We start from the raw sequence: 15476 nt of genomic DNA, 5'->3' as shown, positions 1-15476 counted from the left end.
ACGCTGCATTCAGCAGCGGCAGCGTCGTTGTGGGTGTCATGGAGGAACAGTAGGGTCGATGGTTCGAGTGCTGCCCCTTTCAAGGAGAACCTGCCATGCCCGAATACAAGGCCCCCCTGCGCGACATCCGCTTCCTCACCGACGAAGTCTTCGATTACCCGGCCACCTACGCGGCCCTGAACGCCAGTGATGCCACCCCGGACATGGTCGCCGCCATCCTCGAAGAAGGTGCCAAGTTCTGCGAGCAGGTGCTCTCGCCGATCAACCGCTCCGGCGACGAAGAGGAGTGTCAGTGGCGGGACGGCGTGGTGACTACGCCCAAGGGCTTCAAGGAAGCCTTCGCCCAGTACGTCGAAGGTGGTTGGAACGGTCTGGCGGCAGACCCGGCCTACGGTGGCCAGGGCCTGCCCCATTCCCTCGGATTGATCATCAGCGAGATGGTCGCCTCGGCCAACCAGTCCTGGGCCATGTACCCGGGCCTGACCCACGGCGCCATGTCGGCCATCCATGCCCACGGCAGTGAAGAACAGAAACAGACCTACCTGACCCGCCTCACCGAAGGCCGCTGGACCGGCACCATGTGCCTCACCGAGCCCCACTGCGGCACTGACCTCGGCATCATCAAGACCCGCGCCGTGCCGCAGGCCGACGGCAGCTACGCGATCTCCGGCACCAAGATCTTCATCTCCGCCGGCGAACACGATATGAGCGAGAACATCATCCACCTGGTGCTGGCCAAGTTGCCCGACGCACCAGCCGGCACCAAGGGCATCTCCCTGTTCATCGTGCCTAAATTCCTCCCCGCCGGAGAGGGCGTGGGCGCGCGCAATGCCGTGTCCTGCGGCTCCATCGAACACAAGATGGGGATCAAGGCCTCGGCCACTTGCGTGATGAACTTCGACGGCGCCACCGGCTACCTCATTGGCGAAGCCAACAAGGGCCTGAACTGCATGTTCACCATGATGAACCACGCCCGCCTCGGCACCGGCATGCAGGGCCTCTGCCTCGGCGAAGCCAGCTACCAGGGGGCCGTGCGCTACGCCAACGACCGCCTGCAGATGCGCGCCCTCACCGGACCCAAGGCGCCGGACAAGGCCGCCGACCCGATCATCGTGCACCCCGACGTGCGCCGCATGCTGTTGACCATGAAGGCCTTCAACGAAGGCAACCGCGCCCTGGCCTACTTCACTGCCCAGCAACTGGACATCGCTCACCGCAGCGAGGATGCCGCCGCCCGCGAGGAAGCCGACAATCTGCTCGCATTCCTGACTCCCATCTGCAAGGCCTTCATGACCGAATCCGGGCTGGAAGCCACCAACCTCGGCATGCAGGTATTCGGTGGACACGGGTACATCCGCGAATGGGGCATGGAACAGCTGGTGCGCGACTGCCGCATCGCCCCCATCTACGAAGGCACCAACGGCATCCAGGCGCTGGACCTGCTCGGCCGCAAGGTGCTGGGCAGCCAGGGCAAGTTGCTGCGTGGCTTCACCAAGCTGATCCACAAACTCTGCCAGGCCCAGGCCGAGCATCCGCGTCTCAAGGTCTATGCGTCCGAACTGGCGCGCCTCAACCAGCAGTGGGGCGAGTTGACCCAGCAGGTCGGCATGGCCGCCATGAAAAACCCGGACGAGGTGGGTGCCGCTGCGCTGGATTACCTGATGTATTCCGGCTACATCACCCTGGCCTACTTCTGGCTGCGCATGGCCCTGGTGGCCGATGCCAAGTTGCAGGCAGGCGAGGGCGACAGCGCCTACTACCAGACCAAGCTGGTGACCTGCGACTTCTACTTCAAGCGCCTGCTGCCGCGCACCGAAGCCCATCGTGCGGCAGTGGAGGCAGGCAGCGACTGCCTGATGGGGCTGCCGGCCGAGCATTTCTACTTGTAAGCACCGATGAACGGCTTGAGGCCCGCCCCGTGCGGGCCTTTTCCATTCTGGATAGCGAAGTGACCGCGAGTGAATATATGGTCACTAAATGACACTATGTCTCCAAAAAGTTGGTCATGTACACTTCCGGTCTATCCGTGAAACCGGCCAACCCGGCCACCTGTAGAGTGTTTGCGAGGTTTGCACATGGCTGACTACAAAGCGCCCCTGCGCGATATGCGCTTCGTCCTCAATGAAGTCTTCGAGGTGTCCAAGCTCTGGGCCGAACTGCCCGCCCTGGCCGAAGTGGTCGATGTCGATACCGCTTCCGCCATCCTGGAAGAAGCCGGCAAGGTTACCGGCGGCGTCATCGCCCCGCTGAACCGCAGCGGCGACGAAGAAGGCTGCCAGTGGAAGGACGGTGCCGTGAGCACCCCGGCCGGTTTCCCCGAGGCCTACAAGACCTACGCCGAAGGCGGCTGGGTCGGCGTGGGTGGCGACCCCGTCTTCGGTGGCATGGGCATGCCCAAGGTGATCTCCGCCCAGGTCGAAGAGATGGTCAACTCGGCCAACCTCTCCTTCGGCCTGTACCCGATGCTGACCGCCGGCGCCTGCCTGTCGATCAACGCCCACGCCAGCGAAGAGCTGAAGGAAAAGTACCTGCCGAACATGTACGCGGGTGTCTGGGCTGGCTCCATGTGCCTGACCGAACCCCATGCCGGCACCGACCTCGGCATCATCCGCACCAAGGCCGAACCCCAGGCCGACGGCAGCTACAAGATCACCGGTACCAAGATTTTCATCACCGGCGGTGAGCACGACCTGACCGAGAACATCATCCACCTGGTACTGGCCAAGCTGCCGGACGCCCCGGCGGGTCCGAAAGGCATCTCCCTGTTCCTGGTGCCCAAGGTAATGGTCAACGCCGATGGTTCCCTGGGAGGGAACAACTCCCTGTCCTGCGGCTCCATTGAGCACAAGATGGGCATCAAGGCATCCGCCACCTGCGTGATGAACTTCGACGGCGCCACTGGCTACATCATCGACGCCCCGAACAAGGGCCTGGCCGCCATGTTCACCATGATGAACTACGAGCGTCTGGGCGTCGGTATCCAGGGACTGGCTTCCGGCGAGCGTTCCTACCAGAGCGCCGTGGAATACGCGCGTGACCGCATCCAGAGCCGTGCCCCGACCGGCCCGGTCGCCAAGGACAAGGCCGCCGACCCGATCATCGTCCACCCCGACGTGCGCCGCATGCTGCTGACTATGAAGGCTGCCAACGAAGGCGGTCGTGCGTTCTCCAGCTACGTTGCCATGCAGCTGGATACCGCCAAGTTCAGCGAAGACACCGTCGTGCGCAAACGCGCCGAAGAAATGGTCGCCCTGCTGACCCCCGTCGCCAAGGCGTTCCTCACCGACCTCGGCCTGGAAACCACCGTCCACGGCCAGCAAGTGTTCGGCGGCCACGGCTTCATCCGCGAGTGGGGCCAGGAGCAACTGGTGCGTGACGTGCGCATCACCCAGATCTACGAAGGCACCAACGGCATCCAGGCCCTCGACCTCGTGGGTCGCAAGGTAGTGGGCAGCGGCGGCGCGTTCTACAAGCACTTCTCCGACGAGATCAAGGCCTTCGCCAACGGCGCTTCCGCCGAGCTGGCCGAATTCGTCGAGCCGCTGAAAGCTGCCATCGCCAACCTCGACGACTTGACTGCCTGGGTCCTGGACAGCGCGAAGAACAACCCGAACGAAATCGGCGCTGCCTCGGTCGAGTACCTCCACGTGTTCGGCTACACCGCCTATGCCTACATGTGGGCCCTGATGGCCCGCGCTTCGCTGGGTAAGGAAGGCCAGGATGATTTCTACGCCAGCAAGCTCGGCACCGCGCGTTTCTACTTCGCCCGCCTGCTGCCGCGCATCCACTCCCTGACCGCCTCGGTGAAGGCCGGCAGCGAGTCGCTCTACCTGCTGGACGCCGCGCAGTTCTAAGCGGCACTCCGCAAACACGAAGCCCCGCTTGTGCGGGGCTTTGTGCTTTCTGAAGCGAGGTCCTCTGCCGGGGCAAATTCAATCGCCCCTGCAAGGCGGCTTCCTACGGCTGCAACGAATCCGCCAGCGTCGGGTCGTCGATAAAGCGGTTGCGATTGCCTTGGATGGCTTCGATGCGGCTATTGCGAGCGCGTTCGTCATCGTCCACCGGGTCCAGGCGGTTCCACTGCTGGAACATCTGCAACTGGCCAACGATGGGCAGGCCGTATTCGCTGTGCATGTAGAAGATCGCCCGAGCCACGTTGCCCTTGGCGGCATCGCGGGGCTCCACCAGTTGGTAGGATGACTTGAAATCGCAGTCGGCGACTTTACTCTGCCCGCCATCACCCGCATCGCCAAACAGGGCGTTGCGCCGTGCCAGCTCGATGCGCGACTGGTCCGGGTAGAGGTTGTGCAGGTCGGAGAGCATGAAGGGGTACTGCGGATTCGCGGATTGGCACTGGCTGTCGGTGACACAGCGCAGGGCGCTCTTGATCTGCTTGGTGCTGTACACCGGGCTGGCGCTGAGCAGGCCGCCGGGGGCACTGAAGGTCTTGCCGCAATAGAGCGTGGTGCCGCCGCCGGCATAGAGCTGTTGCCAGAAGGCCTGCTCGACCGCGGCGTTGGGATCGGCCAGGCGATCCTGGCCACCGGCGAATGCGAAATGGGCGGCCACGGCCGCCAGGCAGGAGAGGGCAGTAACGACTGGGCGCATGCTGATGACCCTGGGACCACCTTGTCGGGGTCTGTTGTTTTTGTAGGACAAAACGAGTCTAACAATAGCGCTGCGGGCAAACCAAGGCCAACCGACCGCTTGCTTGGTTGTGCGGCCGGGTTGCGATAAGCCCATTCAGACTAATTGCCAAATCGTGTAAGCATTGGCTTACAAGTGCTGGTGGCTATGGCTCCTTTCGGGCCTCTGCGGCGGGGGCTAATCTTCATGACATTGGACGTAGCGCAGGAAGCGCACTGCAAAAAAGGGATACGCCGGATTTCCGCCAGGATGGCGGTCAGATCAGGGATGTCGGGACACAGTCTGCAAAGCCTCGCTTCGGCGGGGTTTTTCTTTTTCTGTGTCCTGAAACTCCGCTACAGCAGCAGGTCTTTCGGGCCCACTACCCCTTCCAGCATCGAGCGCAGCAATTCCAGGGTCGCCTGTTGGCGCTGCGCATCGCGAAACACCAACCCCACCTTCAGCGGCACCCGTGGCTCGCTCAGTGGCTTCCACAGCAATCCCTGGTTGGCGTGCATCTGACGCGCGCGGCCGGGCAGCACCGTGGCCAGCATGGTGTGCGGCAGGCTATCGAGTATGCCCGCCATATGGTTCAGCTCCGCCTGCACGTGGGGGCGGCGACCGAGCAGGGCGAGTTGTTCCTGCCAGATCTGCCTGACACGGAATTCCTCGCCCAGCAATAGCATCGGCAGCTCAGCGGCCTGGCTCAGGGAGACCTTCTTGAACTCCTTCAGCGGGTGCTCGGTGGGGATCACCAGCTGCAGTTCGTCCTCATACAGCAACTGACTGTGCAGCCCGGTCTGGCGAGGCGGTAGGAAGCCGATGCCGATGTCCAGATTGCCGGTGAGCAAGCGGCGCTCGATATCCAACCCGGACAGTTCGTAGATCTGCACCACCAGCTGTGGCTGTGCTTCGCGCAGACGTTCCAGCAGCATCGGCACCAGTGCCGCGTTCACCGTCTGCAGTACGCCGATGGCCAGGCTGCGCGGTGACTGGCCGCGGAAGCTGCGCAAGGCCTCGCGAGCGCGCTCCAGACCATCCAGCAGCGGCAGGGCATGGCCGTACAGCGTGTGCGCGGCGAGGGTCGGCAGCAGGCGCTTGCCGCTGCGTTGGAACAGGCTCACATCCAGGCTCTGTTCCAGTTGGCGGATCTGCTGGGACAGTGCCGGTTGCGACAGGCTCAGGCGCTCGGCGGCGCGGCCCACATGGCCTTCCTCGTAGAGCGCGACGAAGTAGCGAAGCTGACGAAAATCCATAAGTATTACTTATCGATAAAGCTGGAAAATCGAAATGGTCCCCAACACCTTGAGCCCATAGCCTATGCGGCGTAGAGACTGTTTATCGCGCTGGAGAGGGCGAATGTCCAGGTTAGTGATGCAGGGCGTTTTCATAGGCAAAGCCGAAGATATAGGTGGCGGTTTGTGCAGCGCAATCGACAAGCAGCCGATCGATCATCGACTCTGGCTCTGGCCCCAGGGCCTGGGCAGCGATGAGCAGGGTGACCCGCGTTTCCATGGCGGCCCGGAACGCGCCCTCCATCATTATCCCGCCGAGCACTATCGCTACTGGCGCAAGCATTTCGGCCATCTCGACTGGAAGGCACCACGCTTCGGCGAGAACCTTTCCACCCACGGCCTGACCGAAGACCAGGTGTGCATCGGCGATATCTTCCGCTGGGGACAGGCCTTCATCCAGGTCAGCCAGCCGCGTTCACCCTGTTACCGCCTGAGCCGCCGCTGGGGGATTCCCGATCTGCCGCAACGGGTGCAGGAAACCGGCCGCTGCGGCTGGTTCTACCGCGTGCTGCGGCCTGGCTTCGTCAGCCAGGCAGACTCGCTGGAATTGATTCAGCGCAGTTACCCCGGCCTGACCGTCGCCCACGCTGTGCAGAGCTTCTTCCACTACCCGCTGGAGCATGCCGGCCTGCAACAGCTGCAGCAGTGCGAGGCGCTGTCCGCCCGCTGGCGCGACACCGCTACCCGCCGCCTGAGCACCGGCCTGGTGGAAGATTGGAACGCCCGCCTGCTGGGCCTGCCGCTGGAGGGCATGCGTGCATGAGTGACTACCGCATCAGCCTGCGCCGCGACGAGGTGCTGCTCGCCGAACTCAGCGTCAGTCAGGCGCGCTACGTGGAAATGACCCGCGAACTGCGCAAGCGCTTTCCCCGCGAGGAAGGCTTTACCCTGCACATCGAGCGCCGCCGCGAGTTGCGCCGCATCCTCGAACAGGGGCCGGACGGTCTGCGTTTGCTGGGTATCGAATACCGCCATGAAGAGGTTTCCGAGCCTGCGTGACTCTCTCGCCAGCCTCTGCCTTATGAAAACCTTGGAACGCTCCGCGCGGCTCCCCGCCCAGGCCCTGATCGCCGAAGTAGGCAAGGGCGAGGCGGAAAATGGCGGGTGGCCGATGGAAAAACACCCCGAGGCGGACCTTTCGCCGCTTGGCCCCATGCCGCGTTGACCTGACGCTTCCACTTTGCATTGGAATTGAGGCGGGTGCGGTTCGATGTAGGGGCGAATGAATTCGCCCCTACAGAGGTTTCAGACCAGTGGACGGTACAGCTCCGCGCGCCGGTCCTTGAGGTAGGTGATGCTCGCCCGCGAAGCCTCCAGCTTGTCGCGCCTGAGGTCGGCAAAGGCCAGGGTCTCCTCGCGACCACACACCGCTGCCAGCGTGCCGTCCGGCGCGGCGACGCTGGAGAGACCGCAGTAGCGGATGTCCCCTTCGCCGCCGCAGTAGTTGGCGTAGGCCACATAGCACTGGTTCTCGAAGGCGCGGGCGCGGACCAGCACCTCGCAGACGAAGTCGTAGGGCACCATGTTGGCCGTCGGCACCAGCACCACATCGGCGCCGGCCAGCGCCAGGCGGCGGACGTTTTCGGGGAACTCCACGTCGTAGCAGATCAGCATCCCCAGCTTCCAGCCGTTGAGTTCCAGCAGCGGATAGTCATCACTGCCAGCGCTGAACATGCTGTTGTCCAGTTCGCCGAAGAGGTGCGTCTTGCGGTAGTTGCCCAGGGGTTGGCCCTGGGCGTCGATTAATTGCACCGAGTTGAAGAGGGCACCTTCGGCACTGCGCTCCGGGTAGCCGTAAAGGATGGCGATGCCGTTTTCACGAGCAATGTCCGCCACCCGCGCAGCCCAGGGGCCGTCGCATGGCTCGGCCAGGGCGCTGACCGCGTCCAGGCCGATGTTGTAGCCGCTGAGGTACATCTCCGGGCACACCAGCAACGCTGCGCCGCGCTTGGCGGCCTCAATCGCCCGCTGTTGCAGGCGGTCGAGGTTGGCCGCCGGTTCCAGCGGCAGGGGCGGGCATTGGTAGAGGGCGATGCGCATAGGCGTCTCCTGGCTCAGTCCGGCAGGGCGATGGGGCCGAGCTCGGCGAACAAGTCTCCGGGGCCAGGGTTCTCAACCGAGGTCTTGCCGCCGAAGTGCTTCATGATGCCCCACACCGCGTTGAGCGAGGTCTGCACCGCACCTTCCACCCAGGCCGGCGTCCAGGACACGTCGTCACCGGCGATGAACATGCCGCGCTGTTCGGCGGGCATGTCGTCCTGCATGAAGTGCGCGTACATGCGTTGGTTGTAGCGGTAGTGGCCCGGCAGTGCGCCCTTGAAGGCGCCAAGGAAGTGCGGGTCGGCCTCCCAGGAAATGGTGATGGGGTCGCCGATGATATGGCCGGCGATGTCCACGTCCGGGTAGATCTTCTTCAGCGCGTCCAAGGCCAGCTTCACGCGCTTCTCCACCGGGTGCGGCAGCATTTTCAGCGCATCGCTCATCCACGAGTACGACAGGCAGATCACCCCCGGCTTGTCGTCGCCGTTGTCGAACAGGTAAGTGCCTCGGGTGAGGCGGTCGGTCAGCGTCATGCTCAGGGTGTCGCGGCCGGTCTGCGGGTCCTTGTCCTTCCAGAAGGGGCGGTCGACCATCACAAAGGTCTTGGACGACTGCATGTAGCGGGTGCGGTCCAGGGCCATCCACATCTTCTGCGAGAACAGCGATTCCTCGCACTCGATCTGGGTGGTCAGCAACCAGCTCTGGCAGGTGGTGAGCACGGCCGCGTAGTGGCGGGTGTCGCCCCAGTTGTCGGTCACGGCCAGGCGGCCATCGGCAGCACGGGCGATGCGCTTCACGCCTGGGCGCGGTGCGCCGCTGTGCAGCGAAGCCAGGCTGGTGCCGGCAGGCCAATGCACGCAACGCTCCGGCTCATGGCGCCAGATGCCCAGCGGCACTTGTTGCACGCCACCGACGATCAGGTGCTGGTTGTCGTCGCAGGCGGTCATCACCACGCGGAAGATTTCCAGCATCGAGTTGGGGAAGTCGGAGTCCCAGCCACCGGTGCCAAAGCCGACCTGGCCGAACACTTCGCGATGGTGGAAGGACAGCTTGGCGAAGGCCTTCGAGCTGGCGACAAAGTCATAGAAGGTGCGGTCGTCCCACAGTGGCACCAGGGTGTTCCACAGCTCTTTCAGGCGCTTCACATCGCGGTCGCGGATGGCCTGCTGGATGTCGCCGAAGCGGGCGCCGTCTTCCAGGGCGTCGGCCCAGGCGTCGGCCACTTCCTGGAACAGTGCCGGCAGGTCGGCCATTTTCTCGGCGTAGTAGGTCTTGCCCTCGATATCGATCACCGTGCTGCCCGAGGCCGGGGTCAGCGGGTTGGGGAAGGGCTGGGTCTCGAGCCCGAGCATGTCCACGTAGTGGTAGAAGGCGGTGGAGGAGGCCGGGAAGCGCATGCCGCCCAGTTCGGCAATGATGCCGTCGGTGCCTTCGAAGGTCTGAGAGCGCAGGCGCCCGCCCATCTTCGAGGCTTCGTACACGACTGGCTTCAGGCCCAGCTTCATCAGCTCGTAGGCCGCCACCAGGCCGGCGATGCCGGCGCCGACGATCGCCACCTCGGCACCATGCTGCTCGGCGGGAATGCTGCCCAGGCCAGCCGGGTGCTGGATCCAGTCATCGAAGGCAAAGGGGAAGTCCGGGCCGAAGATAGTGATGGGTTTCTTGCCGTCGGCGGGGTGGCGATTGTTGTTGTTCATGATCGACCTTGAAGGCGGTGAGAGGGGCTGCCGGGCGGGGCAGCGTTGCAGGCCATTCTAGGGAGCGCCGATTTCGTCCATAAGACGCAGAGTGTCGTCATTTGGCAGTCATGCACTGCAAAAAGACGACTTCATAATTCATTTTGACGAAAATAGCGGTGCACCTGCTTTCCATCAGGTTAGCCGGCAACGGAGGGACTCAGGCTTGCTTGGGGCGGGCGGCACTGTGCAGTTCCTATCCCGCGGATGGCTTTCAGCAGGGTGGAAATCGCTTTTCATTTCCACCACTCGAGCCGACACCAAGGCGCAGCGTTCACGGCGAGGTTGGAGCCAACGGCTGACCGCGATCGATCTTGCAGCTGAGAATGATCGAGGTGGTGGTCTTTTCCACCCCATCGACGCTGCCAATCTGGTCCAGCAGCTCATCGAGGCGCTCGGGGGAATCCGCGCGCAGCCAGGCCACGTAATCGAACTCGCCGCTCACCGCGCAGAGCACCTGCACCTCTGCCATGCCGGTCAAGCGCCGCAGCACGTCCTTGCCGCTGCGCGGCTTGACCGTGATGCCCACATAGGCCTGCAGGCCGCCATCGGCCACGCGCTGGCCCAGGCGCACGCCGTAGCCGGTGATGATCTGCGCCTTCTCCAGCCGCGCCAGGCGTGAGGTCACCGTGGTGCGCGCGATGCCCAGACGCCGGGCGAGCATGGCGACGCTTTCGCGGGCATTGATCTGCAGCGCGGCGATCAACTGGCGATCGATTTCGTCGAGGGATAGGTCGGACATGGTGGGCTCGGCGCGGGGCGGTGGTCAGAGATTAGCGGGTGCGCAAGGCTACCTGAAGCATGGCGGCCGCGCCCACTGGTCGGCGCTCACGTCGTGGTAACCAACTGGGACCCAGACTGAACGCTAGAAGGCCGGCGATTTGCCGGTTTCCCTACCCGCTCCTGGAGCTCTACTGCCATGCGCCCAATCGCTTCTTGCCGCTGGACCCTGCTCGCTTCGCTTGTCTGCCTGCCCGCGTTCGCCGAAACCGTGGTGCCCCTGCAAGGCCAGACCCAGCAACAGATCCAGCAGGACATAGCCGACTGCCAGGCCCAGGCCGGCAGTTCAACCTCCAGCTCCAGTTCCAGCTCCACCACAAGCGGGGGGCGTGCTCGTGGAGCCGCCGCTGGCGCTATGGCGGGCGCCGCCGTCGGGCAGGCGCGCAGCAACGATTACGAGCGTATCGATGACGACTTGCAGCAGGAGTACCGTCAGGAGAAAGCCAAGGATGCCGCTGTAGCGGGCGCCGTAGTCGGTGGCTCGCGTCAGCGCCAGGACCGTCGCGAGGATCGCCGCACCAATGAACAGGCCAGCAGCGCGTCTTCATCGGCCTATACCAGCTGCCTGCAGCAGCGCGGTTACCAGGTCAGTCCTTAGGCGTTACCGCATGCCTGCCGCTCCAGTTGCGCCTGCAAGTCCGGATCGAGCCGGAGGTGATAGGCCAGTTCATCCAAGTAGGTGCGTTCTGCGGCCTGCTGGTCATCCACCTGCATCACGCCGGCCAGGTACATTTCGGCGGCCATGCCCGCGCCGCCTTGTCGCGATGCACCGGCCTGCAACAGTTGTTCGAGCAGATCACTGGTGTTCACGGCCTCATCCTCGTTTGGTGGCAGTTGCCCGGACTGGGAATGATCGACCCGACCAAACACGGGAGCGTGACCGCCGGGCGGGGAAGATTGTTGCGCGCCACGGAAAAGCGCTTTCAGCAAAGGCGTCTTTTTCACGAGCCGTGCCGGGAGTCCAATAGGCACATGGGCCAAGAACGCATCTCCTGCGATGTCGGGCCTTCAAGGAAAACCAGGAGATCCCCCATGAACCGTGCCATCGCCACCAGTACCACCCTGTTGCTCGCCTTCCTGGCCAGTGGCAGCGTCTTCGCCGCGAAATCCGCCGAGTCAGTGCCCTACCGCTACGGCATGCCGCTGGATGTCGCCCGTGTGATTTCCATCGACGAGCCGAACTCGCTGATCTGCGAAACCATCCAGGCGAAGATGACCTACGTCGATTCCAACGGCGAAGAGAAGTCCGTGACCTACCTGAAAGAGTCCAGCGCCTGCGCCAACAGCTGATGCAGGCGTGCAGGGGCGAATTCATTCGCCATGTCTGCGTTAGCTGTTGTGAGCGATTTACCCTCGGGCCAAGAGCCTTGTAGGAGCTGGCTTGCCAGCGAAACGCCGCCATTCGCTGGCAAGCCAGCTCTCACGGACAATGCAGCTGCCCACAACACGTCATGCAGACATAGCCAACTCATTCGCCAGGGACGGGCTGCTGTCGATTGCAGCACAGTGCATTAACCCACCACCTCCACCACGAACGCTTCGAATGACGTCACCGTGGTGTTTCCCGACCGCCATCCTTCCAGGGACTTCACCGTCCGCTCGTTGATGCTCTGGACCAAGCCCTTTCGCGAATGAATTCGTCCTCGCAGGACTGCGCCACGGTTGAGCCGAGAGTCACCCCTCTCCACTTCAGGGAGAGGGGACGGGGGAGAGGGAAGTTACCGCGTTACCCGGTGCCTATCACTTTTCGCGAATGAGTTCGCTTACGGGGCAGACCTTCGGCCTGCTTGACGATTGAAATTGCCCCCACAAGATCGACTCAATTCGCCTGCAGCTTCTTCAATGCCTCGCAGCTCGGCGCGTATTGCTTGTCGCATGCGCTCTGGAACAGGGCGCGGGCCTGGTAAGGGTCCTGCTTGAGGCCTTCGGCGCCCTGGGCGTACATGCTGCCGAGCACGTGCTGGGCCATGGCATTGCCGGCGGCAGAGGCCTGGCTGAGGTACTTGTGCATGGCGCGCTGGTCGGCGAATGCGGGGTCGGCGCGGCCGGTGTAGAGGAAGGCGAGGCTGAAGGCCGATTGGGAATGCCCCTTGTCGGCGGCCTGCTTCCACCAGTACTCGGCCTGCTTGATGTCCTTCTGCGGTTTGCCGACGAAGTACAGGCTGCCGAGCTGATACTGGGCGTCGAGGTCGCCGCGCATGGCCTTTTGGCGAACCCGTTCGAATTCGCTGGCCTGTTGGTCCTGCGGGGTCGTGGCGGGGGCCTGGGGTTGGCCAGCGGGCGGTGTGGCGGCGGGCGGGGTGGGTTGCTGCTGTTGCTGGGCGCAGGCGCCGATCAGGGCGAGCGTGGCCATGCAGATGAGGCGCGGTAGTGCGCGTTGGATGCACATGGGGTGTTTTCTCCCGGGCAGAACAGGGAGGAGGGTAGTTGCATCCCCCCGCCGCGTCACCCGCTTCATGGCAACCGTAGGATGGATTGGGCGGCATTCCGCGAGCCAAGCGATGCACATCACCTTGGCTAGCATGGATGGGCGCATAGGGTCGCCGCTCGACTCATGCGGAAATTCCGGCTATCAAGGCCAAGATATTTGCCCTGGAGTCACGAATGAAAACCACCCTGGACGAGCTGCAAGCCTTCACCTCGGTGGTCGACACCGGCTCCATCACCGCCGCGGCCGCGCAACTGGCGCAGACCGCCTCGGGCGTCAGCCGTGCCTTGAGCCGGCTGGAGGACAAGCTCGACGTCACCCTGCTGCGCCGCACCACCCGCCGTCTGGAACTGACCGAGGAAGGCGAGGCGTTCCTGGTTCAGGCGCGGTGCATCCTCGCCCAGGTGGAAGAAGCCGAAGAGCAGATGGCCTTGCGCAAGCAGAAGCCGGCCGGGCGCCTGCGCGTCAATGCAGCTTCGCCCTTCATGCTGCATGTGCTGGTGCCGCTGGTGGCGGGCTTTCGTGAGCGTTACCCAGAGATCGAGCTGGAGCTGCACAGCAGCGACCAGATCATCGACCTGATCGAGCACCGCACCGATGTCGCCATCCGCATCGGCACCCTGCGCGACTCCACCCTGCATGCCCGCCCCCTGGGCAGCAGCCGCATCCGTGTGCTCGCTAGCCCCGCCTATCTCAAGGCCCATGGCACACCGAAGCAGGTGGAAGACCTGCAACGTCACGGCCTGATCGGTTTCACCCAGCCGGAAAGCCTCAACCAGTGGCCCCTGCGCAATGCACTGGGGGATGAGGTGCAGATCGAACCGACAATCAAGGCGTCCAGCGGCGAAACCTTGCGCCAGCTCGCCCTGTCCGGTTCCGGCATCGTCTGCCTGTCGGATTTCATGACCCAGCAAGACCGCGCCAACGGCAGCCTGGTCCAGCTTCTGGCTGCGGACACCCTTGAAGTGCGCCAGCCGATCAATGCCGTGTACTACCGCAATACCGCGCTGGCCTCGCGCATCGCCTGCTTCCTCGACTATGTGGCGGAGTGTCTGAAGCAGCAGGAGTGGTTCCGGCGCTAGTGCGACAACGCCGCGGGGCGGACCATCAGTTGTCTGTAATTTCATTCACTCGTTCGCCAGAATCCCGCGGATTCAGGCGTTCATCAGTCTTTATGTTGTTTATTTTGAACAAAAGGCTTGGCTTCGTGAATTTCATTGTGTAAATTTTCATGAAATTTAAAATTGAAAAATTCACGAGGCACCCATGTTCAAGCAGTCCGCCCAGCATGTCGGCACCTACTACGCCCGCACCTACCCAGGCAGTATTCCCCTGCGTCCGAGCCAGGCCGGCAGCGAGGAGACCGATGTCCTGATCATCGGGGCCGGTTTCAGCGGACTGCACACGGGCCTGCGTCTGGCCGAGGCCGGCAAGCGCGTGACCCTGCTGGAAGCCAGCCGCGTGGCCTGGGCCGCATCGGGGCGCAACGGTGGGCAGGCGCTGCTGGGCTGGTCTTGCGATATGCCGCCGCTGGAGAAGGCGCTGGGCCTGGAACGTACCCGCCGGCTGTGGGACAGCATGCGCTGGGCCGCCGAGGAGATGCGCGAGCTGCCGGTCCGTCACGGCTTCGATGTGGACTACCGCGTCGGCAGCCTCTGGACCGCCGTGATGGAACGCCGGGTGAAGTTGCTGGAAGAGGCCCAGGAAGACGCCATCCACAAATGGGGCTACGACCGGATGCGCCTGATCCGCCGCGACGAACTGGGCGAATGGATCGACAGCCCGCGTTACCAGGCTGCGCTCTACGACCCGGAGGCCGCCCACCTCAACCCGTTGAAGCTGGCCCAAGGCCTGGCCGCCGCCATCGAAGCACGCGGCGGGCGCATCTACGAACAGAGCCAGGTGCTGGAATACCGAGAAACGCCTTCCGGCTATGTGGCCCGCACCGCCCAGGGCGAAGTGCGCGGCAGCACCCTGGTGATGGCCTGCAATGCTTACGTCGACGGCCTCGACCGCCAGCTCTCCAGTCGCCTGCTACCGGTGGGCTCCTATCAGGTCGCCACCGCGCCGCTGGACCCGGAACTGGCGCGTTCGCTGCTGCCGAAGAACAGCTGTGTGATCGACAACCAGTTCGTCCCCGATTACTTCCGCCTCACCCCCGACAACCGCCTGCTTTTCGGTGGCGGCTGCACTTACCTGGGCGGCCTTCCCAAGGATGTGCCGGCGGCCACCCGGCCCTACCTGGAGCGCGTGTTCCCGCAGCTCAAGGGCGTAGACATCGAGTTCGGCTGGGGCGGCCATATCGACGTCAGCATGAAACGCACCCCGGATATCGGCCGCGAAGGTTCGCGTTACTGGCTCCAGGGCTTCTCCGGTCACGGCATCCTGCCGACCCTGGCCGGCGCCAAGGCGGTGAGCGACGCCATCCTCGGCAACGACGACCTGCTCGATCTGTACCAGGCCATCGGCAATCCGCGCTTCCCGGGCGGCTCGTTGCTGGCGGCTCCCCTGGAGGCTGCCGGCAAGGCCTATTACCGCCTGCGGGATGTGATTTAAGGTCGCGCCATTCGA

15 protein-coding genes and 1 pseudogene are annotated in these 15476 nt (G+C 63.9%); 9 read left to right on the top strand and 7 right to left on the bottom strand.

Features of this window, described 5'->3' with window-relative positions; genetic code table 11:
- Positions 1–95 precede the first annotated feature (95 nt).
- Together AAHM40_RS07325 and AAHM40_RS07320 are read left to right on the top strand one after the other, a co-directional pair.
- Positions 96–1889, top strand: coding sequence for an acyl-CoA dehydrogenase C-terminal domain-containing protein (locus tag AAHM40_RS07325; RefSeq protein ID WP_342244055.1), 1794 nt, complete (start codon positions 96–98; stop codon positions 1887–1889).
- Positions 1890–2075: 186 nt separating this feature from the next.
- Positions 2076–3854, top strand: a complete 1779-nt coding sequence (locus tag AAHM40_RS07320) for an acyl-CoA dehydrogenase C-terminal domain-containing protein (protein WP_342244054.1) — start codon at positions 2076–2078, stop codon at positions 3852–3854.
- 103 nt (positions 3855–3957) lie between these two features.
- On the opposite strand, the gene AAHM40_RS07315 is transcribed toward AAHM40_RS07320, so the two are convergent.
- The gene (locus AAHM40_RS07315; RefSeq protein ID WP_342244053.1) at positions 3958–4608 is read right to left on the bottom strand and encodes an endonuclease I family protein; all 651 of its coding nucleotides are present in this window, start codon (positions 4606–4608) and stop codon (positions 3958–3960) included.
- 374 nt (positions 4609–4982) lie between these two features.
- The gene (locus tag AAHM40_RS07310) at positions 4983–5882 is read right to left on the bottom strand and encodes a LysR family transcriptional regulator (RefSeq protein ID WP_342244052.1); all 900 of its coding nucleotides are present in this window, start codon (positions 5880–5882) and stop codon (positions 4983–4985) included.
- Between the two features lie 103 nt (positions 5883–5985).
- Between AAHM40_RS07310 and AAHM40_RS07305 the strand changes: the two genes are divergently transcribed.
- The 3 genes from AAHM40_RS07305 to AAHM40_RS07295 are packed head-to-tail and all read left to right on the top strand — an operon-like array spanning position 5986 to position 7086.
- The gene (locus AAHM40_RS07305) at positions 5986–6684 is read left to right on the top strand and encodes an MOSC domain-containing protein (protein WP_342244051.1); all 699 of its coding nucleotides are present in this window, start codon (positions 5986–5988) and stop codon (positions 6682–6684) included.
- Positions 6681–6920, top strand: a complete 240-nt coding sequence (locus AAHM40_RS07300) for a hypothetical protein (RefSeq protein WP_342244050.1) — start codon at positions 6681–6683, stop codon at positions 6918–6920. The genes AAHM40_RS07305 and AAHM40_RS07300 overlap by 4 nt, the downstream gene beginning before the upstream one ends.
- Positions 6895–7086 (top strand): hypothetical protein, encoded by a 192-nt coding sequence (locus AAHM40_RS07295; protein WP_342244049.1) that lies wholly within the window; start codon positions 6895–6897, stop codon positions 7084–7086. The genes AAHM40_RS07300 and AAHM40_RS07295 overlap by 26 nt, the downstream gene beginning before the upstream one ends.
- 80 nt (positions 7087–7166) lie before the next feature.
- Here AAHM40_RS07295 and AAHM40_RS07290 read toward each other — a convergent pair whose 3' ends face one another.
- The 3 genes from AAHM40_RS07290 to AAHM40_RS07280 all read right to left on the bottom strand — a co-directional run bounded on the left by AAHM40_RS07290 (position 7167) and on the right by AAHM40_RS07280 (position 10439).
- Positions 7167–7961, bottom strand: a complete 795-nt coding sequence (locus tag AAHM40_RS07290; RefSeq protein WP_342244048.1) for a carbon-nitrogen hydrolase family protein — start codon at positions 7959–7961, stop codon at positions 7167–7169.
- Between the two features lie 14 nt (positions 7962–7975).
- On the bottom strand, positions 7976–9658 hold the full coding sequence (locus tag AAHM40_RS07285) for a flavin monoamine oxidase family protein (protein ID WP_280284055.1): 1683 nt from the start codon (positions 9656–9658) through the stop codon (positions 7976–7978).
- A 313-nt stretch (positions 9659–9971) separates the two neighbouring features.
- Positions 9972–10439, bottom strand: a complete 468-nt coding sequence (locus AAHM40_RS07280) for an Lrp/AsnC family transcriptional regulator (RefSeq protein ID WP_342244047.1) — start codon at positions 10437–10439, stop codon at positions 9972–9974.
- Positions 10440–10616: 177 nt separating this feature from the next.
- On the opposite strand from AAHM40_RS07280, the gene AAHM40_RS07275 reads away from it, so the two are divergent.
- A complete protein-coding gene (locus AAHM40_RS07275) occupies positions 10617–11075 on the top strand; it encodes a hypothetical protein (protein WP_342244046.1) in 459 nt (152 codons plus the stop codon).
- Here the strand turns inward: AAHM40_RS07275 and AAHM40_RS07270 are convergent.
- Positions 11072–11227, bottom strand: a pseudogene (locus AAHM40_RS07270) (DUF533 domain-containing protein); the annotation flags it as partial. The gene AAHM40_RS07275 and the pseudogene AAHM40_RS07270 overlap by 4 nt on opposite strands.
- A 282-nt stretch (positions 11228–11509) precedes the next feature.
- On the opposite strand from AAHM40_RS07270, the gene AAHM40_RS07265 reads away from it, so the two are divergent.
- Positions 11510–11767: a DUF2790 domain-containing protein gene (locus AAHM40_RS07265; RefSeq protein WP_280284051.1), complete on the top strand. Its 258-nt coding sequence runs from the start codon at positions 11510–11512 to the stop codon at positions 11765–11767.
- A gap of 529 nt (positions 11768–12296) precedes the next feature.
- Here the strand turns inward: AAHM40_RS07265 and AAHM40_RS07260 are convergent.
- Complete coding sequence (locus AAHM40_RS07260; protein ID WP_342244045.1) at positions 12297–12866, bottom strand: tetratricopeptide repeat protein; 570 nt, start codon at positions 12864–12866, stop codon at positions 12297–12299.
- A 215-nt stretch (positions 12867–13081) separates the two neighbouring features.
- Here AAHM40_RS07260 and AAHM40_RS07255 point away from each other — a divergent pair, with 215 nt between their 5' ends.
- Complete coding sequence (locus AAHM40_RS07255; protein ID WP_342244044.1) at positions 13082–13987, top strand: LysR substrate-binding domain-containing protein; 906 nt, start codon at positions 13082–13084, stop codon at positions 13985–13987.
- A gap of 184 nt (positions 13988–14171) precedes the next feature.
- On the top strand, positions 14172–15461 hold the full coding sequence (locus AAHM40_RS07250; protein ID WP_342244043.1) for an NAD(P)/FAD-dependent oxidoreductase: 1290 nt from the start codon (positions 14172–14174) through the stop codon (positions 15459–15461).
- The last annotated feature ends 15 nt before the right edge of the window (positions 15462–15476 follow it).

Origin of the sequence: Pseudomonas sp. OTU5201 (genome assembly GCF_038440135.1) — a bacterium.
Taxonomy (GTDB): Bacteria; Pseudomonadota; Gammaproteobacteria; order Pseudomonadales; family Pseudomonadaceae; genus Metapseudomonas; species Metapseudomonas resinovorans.
Note: the sequence above shows the minus strand (reverse complement) of the source record. Positions and strands in the feature narration are given on the sequence as shown.